The sequence below is a fragment of the uncultured Arcticibacterium sp. genome (assembly GCF_964021845.1).
Classification (GTDB): Bacteria; Bacteroidota; Bacteroidia; order Cytophagales; family Spirosomataceae; genus Arcticibacterium.
On sequence record NZ_CAXHZC010000001.1, the window covers coordinates 31830 to 52374 of the forward strand.

At 36.9% G+C, this 20545-nt stretch carries 14 protein-coding genes; 6 read left to right on the forward strand and 8 right to left on the reverse strand.

Annotated features, from left to right (window positions below; translation table 11 throughout):
- Positions 1–77: 77 nt before the first annotated feature.
- From rpoN to AADJ06_RS00185, 7 genes are all read right to left on the reverse strand, one after another.
- Entirely contained in the window at positions 78–1574 is a 1497-nt protein-coding gene (rpoN, locus tag AADJ06_RS00155) for an RNA polymerase factor sigma-54 (RefSeq protein WP_341224356.1), read from the reverse strand.
- A gap of 246 nt (positions 1575–1820) precedes the next feature.
- On the reverse strand, positions 1821–3008 hold the full coding sequence (locus AADJ06_RS00160; RefSeq protein WP_341224357.1) for a chorismate-binding protein: 1188 nt from the start codon (positions 3006–3008) through the stop codon (positions 1821–1823).
- Between the two features lie 6 nt (positions 3009–3014).
- Entirely contained in the window at positions 3015–3452 is a 438-nt protein-coding gene (locus AADJ06_RS00165; protein ID WP_341224358.1) for a cytochrome c maturation protein CcmE, read from the reverse strand.
- 4 nt (positions 3453–3456) lie between these two features.
- On the reverse strand, positions 3457–3648 hold the full coding sequence (locus AADJ06_RS00170) for a CcmD family protein (RefSeq protein ID WP_341224359.1): 192 nt from the start codon (positions 3646–3648) through the stop codon (positions 3457–3459).
- Positions 3649–4317, reverse strand: a complete 669-nt coding sequence (locus AADJ06_RS00175) for a cytochrome c biogenesis protein (protein WP_341224360.1) — start codon at positions 4315–4317, stop codon at positions 3649–3651.
- A gap of 32 nt (positions 4318–4349) precedes the next feature.
- On the reverse strand, positions 4350–5012 hold the full coding sequence (locus AADJ06_RS00180) for a heme exporter protein CcmB (protein ID WP_341224361.1): 663 nt from the start codon (positions 5010–5012) through the stop codon (positions 4350–4352).
- Between the two features lie 32 nt (positions 5013–5044).
- A complete protein-coding gene (locus AADJ06_RS00185; RefSeq protein ID WP_341224362.1) occupies positions 5045–5863 on the reverse strand; it encodes a DUF1080 domain-containing protein in 819 nt (272 codons plus the stop codon).
- A gap of 301 nt (positions 5864–6164) precedes the next feature.
- Between AADJ06_RS00185 and AADJ06_RS00190 the strand changes: the two genes are divergently transcribed.
- The 4 genes from AADJ06_RS00190 to AADJ06_RS00205 all read left to right on the forward strand — a co-directional run bounded on the left by AADJ06_RS00190 (position 6165) and on the right by AADJ06_RS00205 (position 14886).
- Complete coding sequence (locus tag AADJ06_RS00190; RefSeq protein WP_341224363.1) at positions 6165–9359, forward strand: TonB-dependent receptor; 3195 nt, start codon at positions 6165–6167, stop codon at positions 9357–9359.
- Between the two features lie 10 nt (positions 9360–9369).
- Positions 9370–11214 carry a RagB/SusD family nutrient uptake outer membrane protein gene (locus tag AADJ06_RS00195; protein ID WP_341224364.1) on the forward strand — a complete coding sequence of 615 codons (1845 nt, stop codon included), beginning with the start codon at positions 9370–9372 and terminating at the stop codon, positions 11212–11214.
- A 72-nt stretch (positions 11215–11286) separates the two neighbouring features.
- Positions 11287–14586, forward strand: a complete 3300-nt coding sequence (locus AADJ06_RS00200; RefSeq protein WP_341224365.1) for a VCBS repeat-containing protein — start codon at positions 11287–11289, stop codon at positions 14584–14586.
- A 9-nt stretch (positions 14587–14595) separates the two neighbouring features.
- A complete protein-coding gene (locus AADJ06_RS00205) occupies positions 14596–14886 on the forward strand; it encodes a hypothetical protein (RefSeq protein ID WP_341224366.1) in 291 nt (96 codons plus the stop codon).
- Here the strand turns inward: AADJ06_RS00205 and AADJ06_RS00210 are convergent.
- A complete protein-coding gene (locus tag AADJ06_RS00210) occupies positions 14872–15876 on the reverse strand; it encodes a LacI family DNA-binding transcriptional regulator (protein WP_341224367.1) in 1005 nt (334 codons plus the stop codon). The two genes, AADJ06_RS00205 and AADJ06_RS00210, sit on opposite strands and share 15 nt — an antisense overlap.
- Positions 15877–16290: 414 nt before the next feature.
- On the opposite strand from AADJ06_RS00210, the gene AADJ06_RS00215 reads away from it, so the two are divergent.
- Both AADJ06_RS00215 and AADJ06_RS00220 read left to right on the forward strand, forming a co-directional pair.
- Complete coding sequence (locus AADJ06_RS00215) at positions 16291–17457, forward strand: galactokinase (protein WP_341224368.1); 1167 nt, start codon at positions 16291–16293, stop codon at positions 17455–17457.
- Between the two features lie 16 nt (positions 17458–17473).
- A complete protein-coding gene (locus AADJ06_RS00220; RefSeq protein WP_341224369.1) occupies positions 17474–20533 on the forward strand; it encodes a glycoside hydrolase family 2 TIM barrel-domain containing protein in 3060 nt (1019 codons plus the stop codon).
- Positions 20534–20545 lie beyond the last annotated feature (12 nt).

The window sequence follows — 20545 nt, forward strand, 5'->3', positions numbered from 1 at the left end:
AAAGAAAATGGAATTCTGGTGTACTATTATAGAAATACAAATATAACACCGTGAATTGACTAGAGAAGAGTATTTGCTTACAATTGTTTTCTAAGTCTAGCTACAGGGATATTTAGTTGTTCTCTGTATTTTGCTACAGTTCTTCTTGCAATTTTATAGCCGCGTTTCTTTAATTGTTTTTCCAGTTTGTCATCAGATAGTGGAGCATGTTTAGGCTCAGAGTCTATCAGTTCTTTTAGGATATTTTTCACTTCGCGGCTAGAAGCGTCTTCACCAGAGTCTGTAGAGATACCTTCTGAGAAGAAGTATTTAAGTGGGTAAATACCAAAATCAGTTTGAACAGCCTTACTATTGGCTACTCTGGATACTGTAGAAATATCCATTTCTATTTTTTCTGCAATATCCTTAAGAATCATTGGCTTAAGCTTGCTTTCATCACCTTCCCAGAAAAACTCTTGCTGGTATTTGACAATGGCTTCCATAGTTCTAAGTAGGGTTTGCTGACGCTGAACTATAGCATCAATGAACCATTTGGCAGCATCCAGTTTTTGTTTTACAAAACTAACCGTCTCTTTTATCTGCTTGTTTTTCTTATCACTCTTATCATAAGTGTCAAGCATATCTGAAAAAGACCTGCTTACTCTTAGTTCCGGAGCGTTTTTAGAATTTAAAATAATATCTAGTTTGCCATTGTCTTGTGTGACTATAAAATCAGGCATTAAATACGTAGCTGTAGCTCCTGAGGCTCCTACACTTCCTGGCTTAGGGTTTAACCTAGTAATAAGAGTAATGGCATCTTTTAAAGACTCATGGTCTATATCTAGTTTTCTTTGAATAGTGTCAAAGTGTTTTTTTGTAAATTCATCAAAGTAGCTTTCTAAAATCTTTTTAGCATTTTCACCTGGTATTGTGTGGTATTTCATTCGTTCCACCTGAAGCAGTAAGCACTCTTGAAGGTTTCTTGCTCCTATACCTGCAGGTTCAAAAAGTTGAACTTTATGCAGTACAGAAATAACTTCTTCTTCAGAAACATAAAGGTTTTGACCAAAAGCTAAATCGTTACAAATAGAACGTATAGGTCTCCTGATGTAACCATCATCTTCAATACTGCCAATTAGCTGTAAACCTATAGTAGTTTGCTGTTCATCTAACTTTAAATAACCTAGTTGCTGATTCAAACTCTCAGTTAAAGAGTCCATAGCTACCACAGGCATGCTTTCCCTGTCTTCATCCCAAGAGTCGCTTTGCATTTTATAGCCAGCATAATCATCCTTATTAAGATAATCAGAAACATCAACTTTCTCTTGACTTAGACTCTCATAGTCGGTAAAATCATCACCAAAGTCATCATATTCTGCTCCGTACTCATCATTACCATAGTCGTCTGTCTGAAATTCTTCTTCCTTGGTTTTCTCTTGAAATTCCATCCCTTCTTCTAAAGCTGGGTTTACTTCAAGTTCTTCTTCTATTCTTTGGTCTAATTCAGCAGTAGGTATTTGCAACAGTTTTATGAACTGAATTTGCTGTGGAGATAAACGTTGCTGTAATGATTGGTTTAAGGAAAGTCTTTGCATCGTAAGTCGTTTTATGAATAAATAAGAAAGTCAGATATCTACCCTTTCTCATTAACCGTGCCAAAAATATTTTGCTAGTTTCGAAATAGGTGCAAAATAAAACGTATGCGGTCTGGTAGTTCAGTTTTTCTTTATTTAAGTTGTTGTTGGTCAGTGTTTTGTCCTGATATCAAAATCTGTGCCTTGTTTTTATGATAATGATACAAAAAAAAATGGAATTTTCAATTTTTTGCAAAGATTTCCTGATTAAGCCATCACGGTTTTTAGCTTCATTTCTGTCTCATTCCACTCTTTTTCGGGTTCAGAGTCGCCTGTAATTCCGCAGCCAGCATAAAACGAAATATGATCTGGAGAGGCTTTTAAAGTTCTAAGATTTACAAAAAGGTGAGTGTTGTTTTCAACATTTACAGGGCCTAAAAAACCACTGTAAAAGCTTCTGTTGTATGTTTCGTTCTTTTTGATAAAAGCCTGTGCAGCTTCTCTAGGCATACCACACACTGCAGAAGTGGGATGTAGTAATTCTAGCATGACACTGCCTAATTGCGGAAATTCAATGGCCTTTGTGTCAATTTTAAAAGTTGTCTGTAAATGAAGTAAATTGCCCGCATGGATAGTTTTGGGACCAATTTCTACAAATTCTCTAACCCTTATCCTTTTTAGACAGTTTATGATGTATCGACTTACAAAAGCCTGTTCTTCTATTTCTTTTTGACGCCATAATGCGTCTGCGGTTTTAATATTGTTTCCAGTACTGTTTACCGATGCTTGGGTACCCGCTAATGCCATAGTTCTGAAAATTCCTTCTGCATCTTGCTGTACTAAACTTTCTGGTGTTGCACCTATCCATATTTCGTTTTCCCAAGGCAAATAGGTAAGTGAGCAAAAAGCTGAACTATGTTTTTTGCTCAGCGTGGCAAAATGATTAATCGGAGAAAAATTATCTGGTCTTTCTATTTTCTTTTCTCTTGAGAGCACCACTTTGTCAAAGAAGCCATCATTAATGGCTGTAATGCCTTTTTGCACTATTTTCAAGAAGCTCGACTTCTCAGAATAGTTACTTTCTGTGTGTGATTTAAGGTTGACTTTGTTTTCGGGAGATGCTGCTTTTTTTAGCTCAAAGAAATTGCTAAGCTTGTCTTCAATGTTTTGGTCTAAGTTTTCTTCTAAAGAGGTAAAATTGAAGAAAATGTCTCCTTGTATAAAGATAGATTGGTTAGCCTCTGAGTAATTAAACGGGGCAAAAGCGAAACCTGCACCTAATTCTTCCAAGTCAATCTTTTGCCAATTTGGCTCTTCATTGGTCGAAATAACACAGTTAAACGATTCACTAGAAGGCATTCGCCATATGGCAAAAGGTAGGTTGCCTACTATAAGTTGGGCAAAAATATCTTTTAAGGCGAATTGAGATTTCTCTATGATATTCGTCTCTGCCATTGATTATTAACGTAATGCAGTTTGAGATTTAGCATCTAAATCTCCGTTGTTATATTTTGAAGGGCATTTAAGTAAAATTTGTTCAGCTAAGAAGTAGTCTTTTTCAATGTTCATTTTACCTACCACCACTACTTTTTCAGAACGCTCCATGTCTTGAGGTTTTGCTTTCATATAAACCACTTTTGATTCAAAGTTCATGGAATCAACCATGATGAATTCAAACTTGTTAGGGTCAATAGACGGTTCATACTTCATACCTTCTATTTCGCCAATGGCGTCTTTTTTTAGTTCTCCTACTACATGTACAGAAGTACTAGAGCCACTTTTAGCTAATTTTTTGGCTTCATTAAAATCGGAGTAGGTACTTGCATCGCCTACAGTTGATATTATCATTATGATAGCTACTGCTATTACACCTAATGCTATAATATGTGATTTCTTCATAGTCTTATTTTTTTTGAAGCTCTTCTAGTTTTCTTACCTTCCTATCCAACATGAAAAGGTAGATTATAATTCCAATAGTAACTGTTGCTACCACCATTATTACTATCCAAAACTTACCGTCAGAACGCAGGTTGTCTGCCATTTCTATGTCTTGCTGAAGCATCAAGAAGATGCTCATGATGAAGTTATATAACATTTATTTTTCGTTTTTAGCGTATTCTAATTTTTCTATTCTGTGCTTGATGTTGCTTATCCAAATACCAATGAGTATCCATCCAATAACAGCAGGGTAAAACACCATTTTCATGGTGCTATCCATGTCGTATTTACCAAAGGCTGGATTTCCTCCGTTTCCAGGATGAAGTGAGTCTGTTACACGTGGTAAAATCCAAACTAAAGGCATAAATGCTGCAAAGGCAAAAATATTATAAACAGCAGAAAGCCTAGCTTTCTTTTGCTCATCATCAAAAGACCCTCTTAAAATAAAGTACGCTGCATAAATTAGCATACCGATTTCAACAGCTATTAATTTAGGATCTAAGGGGAGGGGAGAGCCCCAAGTGAAATTGCCCCAAATGGCACCAGTAATAAAACCAAGTGCTCCAAAAAGAAGAGCCACATGGGCAAATGAGAAGGCTTCCTGATCTAAAGAAATGTCTCCTTTCCTTAAGTATTGAAATGACTTAAACATCGAGATTGACATTAATACCATCATCGCAAACCATAAGGGAACATGGAAATATGTATTTCTTATGGTTTCATTAAGAATAGGTAAACGGGGCACTTTACCGGTTAGGCCAGCTACAGAAGCGTAGCATATTAGCAGTGCTCCTAAAGCTTTCCACCAAGTATTTTTAAACGTCATATTAATTATTTCAAAATCTTTTCAAATAAAAACTAACTCTTCCAGAGGTAAGGGAAAAGAACGAAACTCAAAGCTATTACAATACCATCAATGCCTACTAAAGTCCAAATTTCGTCTTTACTTACAAAGAAAGCTAAACCATCCATTGCGTTTTTTGACAGTCTCATAAGCATCAATAACATTGGGATGATGATAGGGAAGCTTAAAAGAGCCATCAATGAACCCGTGTTTTCTGCGTTTGAGGCTATTGCTGCTACTAGGGTCAGAACTCCTGAGAATCCAAGTGCTCCTAGTGTCAAAGATGCCGCGTATAAAGCTAAATCTTGAACTGGATTTTCTAAGAATAAAATGTAAATTCCAAAACCCACAAATGTCAAAATGAGCATTAAAACGAAATTGTAAATTAATTTTGACAGAATAATGGCTTCTGGGTTTGCCAGTGAATAGTAATAAGGCTGTCTGTTCTTGTGCTCTTGAGCAAAGCTTTTAGAAATGGCGTTTATGGCAGTAAAAAGAATAATAATCCAAAACAGCGTATTCCATACAGGAGGTGTCAATGAATTTGACTTTATCCTAAAACTCAGGTAGCAAATAAAAACAGTAGATACCAAATAGAGTATCATGCCATTGAATGCGTATTTATTACGCCATTCTAAGGTGAACTCTTTACCCAGAAGTGCTATTATTTCTTTCATTTACTTTTCTCACCGCAAATGTACTTCACAAATCACTCTGAACCATTAGTTTTGTTGCCTTTTGATAAATCTAAGATTTCAATATTTCTAAACCAAACAGGGTGCCCTTCAGCTTGGAGAGCTATATGGCCTTCTTTTAGCGGGGTGCCAGCCATTTTGGTAACCCAAGTTTTATCTTTTAGCCATCGGTCAGTATTGTCTGTTTCCCAGCCGCCTATTTGCGGGTTATAATAAGTAAGAACAGTGTCTCCTTCTACCACATGATGTACCACAGAGTCCCCTAAAACTATAGCTTCCACATTAACCCACTGGTCTTCATATGTTTTGCCATCGGCGTACATCATGTGGTCGGTGTATAGTTTATTGTCTCGCATCACATGTGTTCCTGGAGATGCTAGGTTTCCGGTGGCCCTGTCGTTGCTGTCAATTCTTGAAAGAAACTGCATTTCTATGGATGCTGGGAAATCTTGATTTAATTGTTGGCTTGCCGCCGACTGGGAATGAAGCATCACGCCACTATTTGCTTCTGCGTAATACGGGCTACCGGGAGTAAGCTCTCCAAATATTCTGTACTGCATTCTCAATCTATATTTAGAATAAGGTACTTTATAATAAAGGTGACCAAATTCGTGGGTGAAAGTATCGTATTCAGCATAGTTTACCTTTATGATGCTGTCTTCTACGATAAAGGTATTCTTGAAATTTTCATTTAGCTCGTGACCAGATATTTTAATATCCCATCCATCTAAGTTTGTACCATTAAAGAGCGATTTCCATTCTTCTTTTGGTTTTTCGGGTTTACACCCAACTATGGAAAGGATAATTAGAGCTAGTAGGCTTACGTTTTTCATGATGTTATTTTAAGACTTTAAGGGTTGAATAAAAAACTATAATGCAGTGTTACGTATAATGATAACGTTATGCAGTTTTGATTGCTTCGTATTTTTCATATTTAATGCAATTATAGTGGGAATTTTACCGGCAAATAAGTTTTTATAAAGCTATCTGTATGAAAGCTAGAGAAGTATACCATTTGACCTTTTCTGCCTATGAAAATTCTTCTTTTATATTGAATTATTTATATCTTTGCATTTCCTAATACTACCTAATAGGGCCTACAAGACAATAAATACACTCTAAACATTTGTTGATATGACAAAAAAAACTACTTTATCAAAAGTAGGTAGAGGACTGTTAATGTATTCTTGTAAAAGCTCAACCCTCAAGAATGTATTCTCTGTTCTTTGCCTCCTTCTGTTTGTCCTTCAGGTTGAAGCGGCACAAAGCATTTCCGGAAAAGTAACCGACGAAAATGGTGAAGGTCTACCGGGAGTTTCTGTGATTGAAAAAGGAACTACAAAAGGAACTACCACTGATTTGGAAGGTAATTTCAAATTGGAAACTTCTAGTTCTAATTCTGTTCTAGTTTTCTCTTTTATTGGTTATAAAAGTCAAGAGTTGGTGGCTGGTAACCAATCTGTTATTAATGTTTCTATGGTGCCAGATGCTGCTCAGCTAGAAGAAGTAGTGGTAGTTGGTTATGGTACTCAAAAGAAGGAAACGGTGGTAGGTTCTGTAGCCTCTGTTCAAGGGGCAGAGCTTATTAAGTCGCCTGCCGTGAATGTTTCCAACTCTATAGCAGGTAGAATACCAGGTGTAGTAGCTGTAAACAGAAGTGGTGAGCCTGGTTATGATGGTTCTGAAATTAGGATTCGTGGGTCAAATACTTTAGGAAACAACAGTGCCCTGATAGTAATTGATGGTATTCCTGATAGAGCAGGTGGATTTGAACGTTTAAATCCTAATGACATTGAAAGTATTTCGGTACTTAAAGATGCATCTGCAGCCATCTATGGAGCAAGAGCTGCTAATGGGGTTATTTTGGTTACTACTAAAAGAGGTAAGAACGGGAAACCTGAATTATCTTACCAGTTTAATCAAGGGTTTTCTCAGCCAACCAAAGTTCCAGATTTGGCAAATGCAAGACAGTATGCTGAAATGCTGAATGACTTAAGTGTTTACGAGCTTCCTACATCTCAATGGCAGGCTGCGAATGATGCGTATAAGGCTACAGGTGCTTTTGGCGATAGAACAGCACCGTACTCTCCTGAAGATATGGAGCTTTACTCAAACGGTTCTAGCCCATGGACGCATCCAGACACAGATTGGTATGGAGAGACTTTGAAAAAATGGTCTCCACAGTCTAAGCACAATATTCAATTAATAGGTGGAGGAGAGAATGTAAAATACATGACTTCTCTAGGGTACCAGAAGCAAGATGCATACTACAAAAACTCCGCTACGGGTTATGAGCAGTATAACTTGAGAATTAACTTGGATGCCAATATTAATAAATATGTTGACATGCAAATAGGAGCAGCTCTTCGTGAAGAGTTTAGACATTATCCTACGGAATCTGCAAATGCTATCTTTAGAATGTCTATGAGAGGTAAGCCAAATCAGCCAGCATTCTGGCCAAACGGTAAGCCAGGTCCAGATATTGAAAACGGTCAAAACCCAGTAGTGGTAACTACAGATTTAACTGGTTATGATAGAGATAGAACAGATTATATTCAAACCAATGGTTCGTTAAATATAAAAATACCAGGTGTTGATGGTCTTAAGTTTACAGGTACTGCGGCTATTGATAAAAAAATAAGAAACAGAAAAGTATGGAGGATTCCTTGGGTACTTTATGAAAAAGGAAATGGATTTGAAGCTGATGGCGTTACACCGGTTTTAGTGCCAAATCAAAGGGGACCTGCAGAACCAAACTTAACACAGTATAATGAGAACCAACTCAACATACTATTAGGTGGAATAGGAACTTATGAGAAAACTTGGGGAGACCACTCTGCCACAATCTTAGCTGGTGTTAATAGAGAGACTATTGAAGGTGATAATTTCGATGCTTACAGAAGATACTTCCTGTCTCCAGCAATCGACCAGATTTTTGCTGGTGGTGATTTAGAGAAGAATAATGGTGGAGGGGCTTTTGAAAGAGCTCGTTTAAATTATTTTGGTAGAGTTGCCTATAATTATAAAGAGAAATACTTAGCCGAGTTCTTATGGAGAAATGACGGTTCTTATATTTTCCCAGAAGAAACAAGGTTTGGGTTCTTCCCTGGCTTTTTGGCTGGTTGGGTAATGTCTGAAGAAAGCTTTATTAAAGATAATATTCCTGCCATTAGTTTCTTGAAACTGAGAGGTTCTTGGGGGCAAATGGGTAATGATAATATCTATTATGATGATGTGCTTCAGGAGTATCAGTTCTTATCTACCTATGGTTTTGATAGTTACATAATTAATGGTGCTGAAACTAAAACTTTATATGAAACGCGTGTGCCTAATCCAGGTATTACTTGGGAGGTAGCTAACAACTCAAACATAGGTATAGAAGGAGATCTTTTCAAGAGCTCTTTGTTCTTCGAATTTGATTTATTTTATAATAAGAGAACAAACATCCTTTGGAGAAAGAATGCTTCAGTACCTCAGAGTACAGGATTATCTCTTCCTGCTGAAAATATTGGTGAAGTTGCCAATAAAGGATTTGACTTTAACATAGGTTATAGAGGTCGCCAAGGAGAAGTTAAGTACCAAGTAAGTTTAAATGGTGGTTATGCAAAGAATAAGATTCTTTTCTGGGATGAAGCACCTGGAGCACCGGATTGGCAAAGATCTACTGGTAAGCCTATTAATACTTTCTTGGTTTATCAGTATGATGGTGTATTTAAAGACCAAGCAGAAATTGATGGTAATCAGTTAGATTATACGGCATTAGTAAATACCCTAAGACCTGGTGATATGAAGTATCAAGATTACGATGGCGATGGTAAAATTACACCAGATGATAGAGTAAGAATGGATTTCAATAATATCCCTCTTTTCCAAGGTGGTGCTAACTTGTCAGTGTCTTACAAAGCTTTCGATTTATCTGTTTTACTTCAGGGAGCTTTCGGTGCTAGACAGTACATCAGTGCTGGAGAGTCTGGAAACATTGGTAACTACTTCTTAGATATTTACGAGAACAGATGGACGGTAGATAATCCAAGTAGTGAACATCCAAGAATTGCAAACAGAAGTGACCAGTATTTCTCTGGTGGAAATACTTATTGGTTTAGAAAAGCTGATTATATCCGTTTGAAAAACTTCGAATTGGGATATACTTTACCAGCCGCAGCTAGTACCAAAATTGGTTTGAGTAATCTTAGAATTTATGCCAATGGATTAAACTTATTCGACTTCATGAATAAGCTTAAAGTGTTAGACCCAGAATCAGCATCTTCTAATGGTCAGTACTACCCACAAGCCAGAGTTTTAAATACTGGTATTTCGGTAACATTTTAATTAAGGACAAATGAAAAAAACAAAATATATATTATTACCATTTTTGGTCTCATTGTTTGCAGTAACAGGCTGTAATGATGATTTCGTGAATACACAGCCACTTGGTGAAGTTTCAGAAGCATCTGTATGGACAGATGCGGCCTTAGCAGAAGCAGCTGTTACCAACATCTATAGAGGTATAGGAAACGGTGGAATGGATGAACAAATGTTGGCATCTTTAACAGATGAAACAATGTTTACACACCCAGGTAGAAGCATTACTACCATTACCGAGTCAAGATCTAATTCTGCAGATCCCGGTTGGATTAACAACACTTACGAGTGGGGGAACATGTTTAGCTATATCAGAGCTGCCAATATAGCGATAGAGCAATTAAGCGAGCCTCAACTTCAGGATGCAGGTTTAGTGGACCGTTTAATGGGTGAAGCTAAGTTTATGCGTGCGTATTATTATCAGCAGTTACTTCGTTATTTTGGAGGTTTTCCAATTATCGATAAAAGCTATGGCTTAAGTGATGACGACTTCTTAGTGGCGAGAGATTCATACGAAGATTGTGTGAACTTTATCGTGAAAGATTTAGATGATGCAGCTACCCTTTTAGCTGGGAAAAATCTAGCTTCAGGAAGAACTACAGAGTTAGCGGCATTGGCATTAAAATCTAGAGTGTTGCTTTATGCAGCCAGTGATTTACATGATATACCAACTGCTTCTGCAAAGTCTTCTGTAATTTCTGGTTTTTCTAACAAAGAATTGTTGGGATACACTTCTGGAAGTCAAGAAGCTAGATGGCAAGCTGCTAAAGCCGCTGCTAAAGCTGTTTTGGATAAAGGTACTGGTGCTTTTTTAAATAATTCTGAACCAGTTTCTGCTGAGCAAGGAAAAGAGAACTACATGAATACTTCTCTTTCTAGAAATGGTGGAGAAGAAGATTTAATATTCGGAAGGTATTTTATTAGTGCCAAAAGAGAAGGTGGTGGACGTCAAGGTCTTTTTAATGGCCCTAACGGATACAATAACTGGGCAGGAAATACACCGGTTTCATTATTAGTAGATGATTACGAAATGATGGATGGTTCTTCTTTTGATTGGTCTAACGAAGAGCATGCTGCTAAACCTTACGAAAATCGTGACCCAAGGTTTTATGCCTCTATTCTTTACGATGGTGCACAGTGGAAGCCAAGAGCGTCTGCTAATCAGCCAAGAGACCCATTAGGACAAATTCAAACAGGACAATATGAGCTTCCTAGTGGAGATACTCATTTTGGTTTAGATACTAGAAATGGTCCTATTGAAGATTGGAATGGTAGCTATACTGGGTATTATATGAGGAAATTTACAGAGCCTGCTGACGATTTTGTAGATCAAAATACATGGCAAGAAATACCTTGGCCTATATTAAGATACACAGAGGCTGTATTTAACTATGCAGAAGCTTGTATTGAATTAGGTGAAGATGCGGAAGCTAAAAATTGGATTAACAAAGTACGTTTTAGAGCAGGTTTACCTGCACTTACTGAGTCAGGCGATGCCTTAATGGAGCGTTACAGACATGAAAAAAGAATTGAAATGGTGTTTGAAGAGCAACGCTACCATGATACTAGAAGATGGATGATAGCCCCAGAGACCTTAGGGAGAAAAGCAAACGGTATTAATATCGTGGGTACTTTGAAACCAGGTAAAACTGTAGATGTTTATAGATACGATCCTGAAATTTACGATTACTCCTATGAAGTAATCAATATGGATGAAGGAAAGGAAAATAGACAATGGGCAGACAAAATGTACTTCCTTCCATTAAACAGAAGTGAATTAAATAGAAACGAAAACTTGATTCAAAACCCTGGTTTTGATTAATCGAGCCTATTTAAATTGAATTATTAAAAATCTATCCCAACATTGGGATAGATTTTTTTACATTTATAACCAATGAAAAAACACCTTAGCCTTAAAATATTAGGTCTTGCGTTTGGCTTTCTTATACTCTCTTCGTGTTCTAATTCTGACACAGATAAAGTAGAAGAGAATGAGAGCCTGTTTACCTTACTATATCCCACAAAAACCAATATTAACTTTCAAAACACCCTAACAGAAGGCCTTAATACAAATATTTTAATGTATGAGTACTTTTATAATGGAGCTGGCGTAGCGGCAGGAGACTTTAATGGAGATGGCCTAGATGATTTATACTTTACCGCAAATTTGACGGAGAATAAATTATACCTAAACAATGGTGATTTTAATTTTCAAGACATAACTAAAATCTCGGGTGCTGGAGGAAGACCAGGCCCTTGGAAAACAGGAGTAAGCGTGGTAGATATCAATGCCGATGGCAAATTAGATATTTATTTATGTTACTCCGGAACGCTCCCTGCACATAAACGTGTCAATCAGCTCTTTGTCAATCAAGGAAATACAGAAGCGGGAATACCCCAGTTTAAAGATGAAGCGGCTAAATATGGAATAGATAGCCCTGGATTTAGTAACCAAGCCTACTTTTTTGATGCAGACCGTGATGGCGATTTGGATATGTTACTGCTTAATCATAACCCAAAGAATTTACCAATTTTAAACGAGGCGAGTACTGCCGAGTTTATGAAAACAGACGACCCTGAGAAAGGAATAAGATACTACCAGAATGAGAATGGATACTATACAGATAAAACTACTATCAGTGGTATAAATGGCTCTGCTTTAAGTTACGGACTAGGTTTGGGTATTTCTGATTTTAACGATGATGGCTGGCCAGACTTTTACGTTTCAAACGACTACTCGGTACCTGATTATATTTACATCAATCAAAAAAACGGAGTATTTAAGAATGAAATGGATCAAAGTATAGGGCATACCAGTCAGTTTTCTATGGGTAATGATGTGGCCGATATTAATAATGATGGGCATACAGATATTTTTACACTAGATATGCTCCCAGAAGATAACAAGCGTCAAAAGTTACTTTTAGCACCTGATAATTTTAACAAGTTTGACCTTAATGTAAGAAGTGGTTTTTATTATCAGTACATGAGAAATATGCTTCAGCTGAATAATGGGAATGGTACTTTTTCTGAAATAGGGCAACTTTCTGGCGTCTCTAATACAGACTGGAGTTGGTCAGCTTTACTGGCAGATTATGATAATGACGGCTGGAAAGACCTTTTTGTAAGCAATGGCTATTTTAGAGATTTTACCAATCTCGACTTCATAAAATACATGAATGATTTTGTGAAAGAAAAGGGAAGACTACAGCGTGATGATGTGTTGGAGTTGATTTCTAAAATGCCTTCATCCAATGTAGGTAACTACATTTTTAAAAATCAGAATGGCGGAGGTTTCCAAAATAAAACCCAAGATTGGGGCTTAGGAGAAGCATCAAACAGTAATGGAGCAGCATATGCTGATTTAGATAATGATGGTGATTTAGATTTGATTGTTAACAATATCAACAAAGCTGCTTTTGTTTTTAGAAACGATAGTAAGAATAATTACCTAAAAGTAAAGCTAAACGGTTCTGCTAAAAACCCCTTGGGAATAGGAGCAAAGCTAAGCTTAGAAAATGGCTCTGAAATAATGGCCGTGGAGCAAAATTTAGGTAGAGGTTATCTTTCCTCTGTTTCACCTGTGCTAAATATAGGTTTGGGTCAAAGAGAAACAATTGACAAATTGACCATTACATGGCCAACAGGCGAAGTACAGGTTTTGACAAATGTCAAAGCAAATAAAACTTTAAGTATAAATATAGTCGATGCTTCAAATAATCAGGAGTCGGTAAAGCGTACTAATGCATTGTTTGCGGAGCTTAAATCTCCTATTTCTTACAGTCACAGTAAAATCAAGTATAGAGATTTTGACCGTCAGCCGCTTCTAATTCATGAGCAGTCTTTTTCTGGACCGTTTATGCAAAAGGCCGATTTAGATAAAAATGGCTTGGAAGATATCTTTGTAGGAGGAGCTGCTGGCGAAACCGCCATGGTTTTTCTTCAAAATGAGCATGATGATTTTAGTAAGCGTGTTCTGCCAAATACGGAAACAGGCAAAAAAGCAGAAGACCAAGATGCTGCTTTTTTAGATGTTAATAGCGATGGCTTTTTAGATATTTTGGTAGCTAGCGGAGGATATCATCAGCTAAAAGCAGATGACGTAAGCTTAGCTGATAGGCTTTATATAAATGATGGAAATGGAAATTTCAAGCTGAGTAATGTTGCATTTTCGAGTAAAGCAAGCTCTTGTTTTGCTGTCAACGATATAAATGGAGATGGTTTGGCAGATGTTTTTGTGGGTGGAGGTATTTCACCGGGTAGATATCCAGAGCATGAAAAAAGTCATTTCTTAGTAAATGATGGAAAAGGAGGATTAAAGCCCATTGAAGAAACATTGTTTGAAAATTTAGGTTTGGTGAAAACCGCAGAATGGATAGATTTAGATGCTGATGGAAATAAAGAATTGATGCTAGCAGGAGAGTGGATGAGCATCAAGATATATAAAAATGACGGCGGAAAGTTTACTGATGTGAGCGATTCTTACTTAGGAAAATCATATTTAGGTTGGTGGAACACCCTAGCGATCAAAGACCTCAATGGAGATGGTAAACCAGATTTAGTTATTGGGAATGAAGGCCTGAATACTCAATTTAAGGCCTCTGAAAAAGAGCCTCTTGAGCTTTACGCAAAAGATTTTGACAATAACGGAATAGTAGACCCGCTCTTTTGTTTTTACATTCAAGGGAAAAGCTACCCTTATATTACACGAGACGAACTCTTAAATCAGTTGCCACAGTTTAGACCAAGTTTCACTAACTACAATAGCTTTTCAGAAGTAGGTTTGGATAAATTGTTTCCAGCATCCGAACTTAAAACAGCCAGTTATTTTAAAGCTGATTACATGGGCACTACTTTACTTTTAAGTCAGCCAGAGGGTAAATATAAAGTTGCTAAACTTCCTAAAGAGGCTCAGTATGCTCCTGTATTTTCAATTAATATTCAAGATTTTGACAAAGACGGTAAAGATGATATACTGCTTTTGGGGAATAATACACATAGTAAATTACGTCTTGGCAAGTCGGATGCTAATTATGGTTTGCTGCTGAAAGGAGATGGTAAAGGTGATTTTCAAGCAGTGTCTCAGTTGGCTTCTGGCTTAAATATTAGTGGGGATGTAAGAAGTAGTCTCTATCTAAATAATGTTCTTTATGTGGGCTTAAATGGAGAGCCTATAAGAGCGTTTAACTTTTAAAAATGATTTATGAAACTTAGTTGGAGTGTTATTGGCTTTGTATTGGTGGCAATTTTTGCGGCCAAGAGTGATGTTATAGGAAAAGTAAATTTCTCTTCAGAAAAGGTATTTTCAAACCTTGGTTTTCTTAGTCAATCTAAGGGATTGGAAACAAAACTGAACTCAGAAGAGGTCATTGAAGAAGAATTAGAAAAAGAAGAAGAAACTCAAATATCGAACTCCTTCTATATTGGTGCTTTAATAGTGATTATTATAGCTGGCTATTTCATGAATAAAAGAAAGCCATTAATGAATCCTTAATTCGGTGTCTAAAGTTATTTCTTCATAAGGCATTGTTTCATCAGATTGCATCCTTTTAAGAAGCAATTCGGCTGCTTTAGCTCCCATTTCACTTGGAAACTGCTCTACAGAAGCCATTGGTGGGTTTTCTAAGAGACTAGTAAATGGTAAATTGGCAAAACTGACAAATAAAATGTCTTTGTTGGGTATGATTCCTTTTTGTCTGCAGGCGGCCATAGCATCCAAAGCTACATAGTCGTTAAAAGTTAATATAGCCTCAGGTCTGTCAGTAAGCTCACAAAGCTCAATCGTTCCTTTCGTGGTGTCTTCACGAGTTAAATTACTTGATTTGATGTATTTCTGAGAAGTGGGTAAACCAAATTTTGCAATAGTTTCTAAATAACCATTTAACCTTTGGTCAGAAGCATCAAGGTTTCCGGGACCATTAATAAGAGCTATTTTCTTAATTCCTTTGTTTACCAAAAACTGAATGGCATCACTGGTGCCTTTAGTAACACTGCTATGTACTTTATTGGCTTCAAAGTTCCTTGGAACCCTATCAAAGAAGACTACCGGAATACCATATTCCTCTAAGAGTTTAAAATGGCCATAATGATTTGTTTCGGCCGAAACTGATGCTATTAATCCATCTATTCTAGTAGATATAAACGCATCTATCATCTTTTTCTCTCTTTCTATGCTGTCTCTAGATTGACTTACCATCACATGGTAATTATGCGGAAGTACGGCGTCTTCAATTGCCGAAATAGCCATGGAGAAAAACTCCTCTTTTAAAAAAGGAAGTAAGACACCAATTTTTAAGGTTTTATTGTTTTTTAGAAGTTTTGCAGCTGGATTAGGTACATAATGTAGTTTTTTCGCCAGTTCTCTAACGCGTTCTTTGGTTTTGATTCCTATCCTAGGGTGATCATTAAGAGCTCTAGAAACCGTACTAGCCGAAATGCCTAATTCTAAGGCAATATTCTTTATGGTGATATTGGTCCTAGCCATAGCTTTATTTTTGTTGTTGACAGTGGCAAGATATAAATATTTCTTATCGCAGTGCAATTGTTTGCATTCATAATAGACTTTCGATTATTTGGTGTGCAAACGGTTGCACGCACATTTTTATCATTTTATGGTAATATTTTAATAAGAGTTTGGACTAAAAGCTATCTATATTTGTGATAGGCCAACTTTATAACTGTATGATTTCTTATTTTTTTACGTAAGAAAACCTCTGGTTTTTTTGAGTGAAATGTAATTTCATAAAGAAGTAAGGTTAAAATTTAGGTAGAGAAACTGAAACTATGCCGACCCTGTTGGCATAGTTTTTTTGAATTTTAGCCGCATATTATTTTCATTAAGTAATAAAGCTACCTTTGCTTTTTAAGTTTAAAACTCAAGATTTACCTCTGATACACTATGAACGAAAAGGTAGTAGCTAAAACCTTTGAAGATAAGTTTAAATCATCTCCTAGTATTGCCGTTAGAGCTCCGGGTAGAATTAATTTAATTGGAGAACATACAGATTATAATGACGGATTTGTACTTCCAGCGGCCATAGATAAGGCTATTTATTTTTGCCTTTCTAAAAGAGATGACAATACCGTTATTCTGAATTCTGTAGACCTAAATGATGAGCATGAGCTAAGTCTTGATGATATTAAAAAATCAAATAAAGATTGGGCGAATTTTCTGATAGGTGTTATCAAAGAAATCAAAGACACCAACCCTAAACTAAATGCGGGCTTTAATCTCACTTTTGGTGGTGATGTACCTTTGGGTGCTGGTTTATCTTCTTCGGCTGCTATAGAAAGTGGTTTGGCATTCGCCCTTAATGAACTATTCAACTTAAATTTTAGCCTGCTAGATTTGGCTAAAATAGCCCAAAGTGCAGAACATAACTTTGCTGGAGTAAGGTGCGGAATTATGGATATGTATGCCTCATTAATGGGCAAAAAAGGGAAGGTTATTCAGTTAGATTGTAAAAACCTAAAACACACTTATCTTCCTTTTGAAATGGATGAAATAAGTGTAGTTCTTTTTAACTCAGGTGTAAAGCATAATTTGGCAGAGTCTGCTTATAATGAGCGTCGTGAGCAATGTGAACAAGGTCTTAGCTTCTTCCAAAAAAACTATCCAGAAGTAAGCAGCTTTAGAGATTTAAGTTTTGAAACTTTAGAAAAGCATAAAGCAGATTTAGATGAAAAAGTGTACGATCGCTGCCTTTACGTACTGTCTGAAGAAGATAGAATGAAAAAGGCCACAGTGGCATTGACGGAAGGTAATTTACCAGCCTTTGGCGAATTGATGTATCAAACACACGATGGTCTTAAAGACGACTATGAAGTTAGCTGTGATGAGTTAGACTTTTTGGTTGATTTAACAAAAGATAAACCAGGTGTTTTAGGTGCCAGAATGATGGGTGGAGGTTTTGGAGGTTGCACCATAAATATTGTCAAAAAAGATTCAGTTTCTAATTTAATAGAGGCTGTGAAAATCGCTTATTTAAGTAAATTTGATATTAATATAGAACACTTCCAAGTTCAGATAACAGACGGCTGTTCCGTTATTTATGAGCTTGCTTAACTAATCAACATACCCTATGAAATTTTCACGAACCCTTACAGGACTGCTTTTGCTAAGTCCTTTTTTTGTTTGTAGTCAATCCTTCACATTCACAGAATGGGAAAATCCAGAGAAAGTAGAAATTAACAAACTAGCTCCCCATGCTGAGATGACTCATTTTGGTGGTTTAGAAGCAGCAAAAGCAGATGTAGAAGCCAGCCTAAACTATAAGAGTTTAAACGGAGAGTGGAAATTTAAATATGCTGATACACCAGAGGAAAGTCCTAAAGACTTTATGAAAGAAGGTTTTGATTCAAAACTTTGGACCTCTATACCGGTTCCATCTAACTGGGAATTAGAAGGGCATGGTATTCCTATTTATACCAATATAGTTTACCCATTCCCAAAGAATCCGCCTTACGTAGACCACGCTTACAATCCCGTAGGCTCTTACATAAAGGAGTTTACTGTTCCACAAAATTGGGAAGGCGATGATGTGATTTTAAGTTTTGGCTCTATTTCAGGGGCAGCTTATATCTGGGTAAATGGAAATGAGGTAGGTTTTACCAAGGTTTCTAAAACGGTAGCAGAGTTTGATATTACCTCTTTTCTGAAAAGTGGTACCAATACCCTAGCAGTGAAAGTTTTAAGGTGGCATGACGGAAGTTATATAGAAGACCAAGATTTTTGGAGGCTTTCAGGAATTGAAAGAGCGGTTGATATTTATGCAAGACCAAAAACGCACATTGCCGATTACTTTTCAAAGGCCTTATTGGTCAATGATTATAAAGATGGTAACCTATCGGTCAATTTGAATGTAGGAGGAAAAAACACTGGTGGATATGATGCTGTACTTTCACTGTTTGATTCCAACGGCAATACAGTAGCTCAGCAATCTCAAAAAATAACTGGTGCTCAGGTGAATTTCAAAGCCATTAAAGTAGAAAACGTAAAACCTTGGAATACGGAAACGCCTAACCTTTACAATCTCGTTTTAACTTTAAATAAAAACGGGGTATTGATAGACGCTGTAAGCCAAAAAGTAGGTTTCAGAACTGTAGAAATTACAGACAAAGGACTTTTGGTAAACGGAAATAGAATCTTTGTGAAAGGTGTTAACCGCCATGAGCACGATCCTAAAACAGGCCATGTCATTTCTAAAGAAAGTATGCTGGAAGATATCCGTTTAATGAAGCTTTTTAATATCAATACAGTGAGAAGCTCACATTACCCTAATGACCCGTTGTGGTTGAAGTTATGTAATCAATACGGACTTTTTGTAATAGATGAGGCCAATATTGAAACACATGGCATGGGAGCAGAGTTGCAAGGTTGGTTTGATAAAAGTGTTCATCCTGCGTATTTACCAGAGTGGAAAGAAGCTCACCTAGATAGGGCAAGAAGGGTTTTAGAAAGAGATAAAAACCATCCATCGGTAATAGTTTGGTCTATGGGAAATGAATGTGGTAATGGCTCAAACTTTCAGGCTATTTATGATTATATGAAAGGTCGTGATGATACTAGGCCAGTTCAGTCTGAGCAGGCAGGAGAAGAGGCAAATACTGATATAGTTACGCCGATGTATCCTACCATAAATGCTATGAAAAAGTATGCAAGCTCAGGAGCTAAAAGACCATACATCATGTGTGAGTACTCGCATGCTATGGGAAATAGTAACGGTAACTTTAAAGAGTATTGGGATGTGATTTATGGCAGCAATAATCTTCAAGGTGGCTGTATTTGGGACTGGGTAGACCAAGGCTTAGAAGTGAACGACCCATATAAGGGAAAGTATTTTGGCTATGGTGGAGATTTAGGAAGCCAAGACCTAAGGCATGATGAAAATTTTTGTGCTAATGGATTGGTGTCATCTGATAGAATACCACATCCAGGGCTTTTTGAAGTGAAAAAAGTTTATCAGAATGTACATTTCAAAAATTTTGACTGGAAAACAGGAAGCTTTGACGTAAGTCTACAAACTTTCTTTACAGATTATACTTACACCTATAAATTATTAAAAAACGGTTTAGCATTAAAATCTGGTGAACTAAGTGTGAACAATGGAAAAGGAAAAGTAAGCTTACCCGCTTTGGAAGATGGGAATGACTATGTTTTCCAAGTATACGCTTTGCAAAAAAGCTATGATGCCATGATTCCGGCTGAGCACGAAGTAGCTCGTGAAGAGTTTCTTTTTAAGCCACTTAAAGAGGTGATTTTAGTAAAGAATATAAAAGCTACTTCAAAGTTATCGGAGGATGGAGACCTATATAATTTCAACGAAAATGGAATCGAAATATCGTTGAACAAGAAAACGGGAAACGTTGCCAAATTTACTAAAGATGGTGTTTCTTATTTGAGCAGCATGCCGCAGCCATACTTCTGGCGAGCTCCTATTGACAATGATTTTGGACATAACTTTCAAGAAACAGCATCTGTTTGGCGTACAGCCCATACTAGCAAAACCTTAAAATCTGTAGAGCGTTTTGAGGGTGGTATAAAAGTTAACTATACCCTGAATGATGTTTCGGCAGACTATAGCATTAGCTATACCATTTTGGAGGGAGGAAGACTAGCGGTGAAGTCTGATTTAAGTATTAATGATGAAAATGTTTCAGAATTGCCAAGAATGGGAATGAGAATGCAGCTTCCAAAAGCTTTTAATGTGTTGAATTACTATGGCAGAGGGCCTTTCGAAAATTATCAGGATAGAAACACGGCCTCGTTTTTAGGTATTTATGACGGTTTGGTTAAAAACCAGTTTGTAGATACGTATATAAGACCTCAGGAAAATGGCTATAGGACAGATACAAAGTGGGTAGCCATATCTGATGATAAAGGTCATGTTTTTAAGGTAGAAGGTTTGCAGCCATTGAGTTTCAGTGCTTTACATTACATGACGGAGGATTTTGACCCGGGAATGACAAAAAAACAGATGCATCCTACAGATGTTTCTGAAAGAGACGCAACCATTCTTCATATTGATTTGTTGCAAAGGGGTGTTGGCGGAGACAATAGCTGGGGGCAAATGCCTCATGAGCCTTACAGGCTTCAAAATAAAAGCTATTCCTACGTATATATAATCACTTTGGAGGAATAAACTCATAATTTT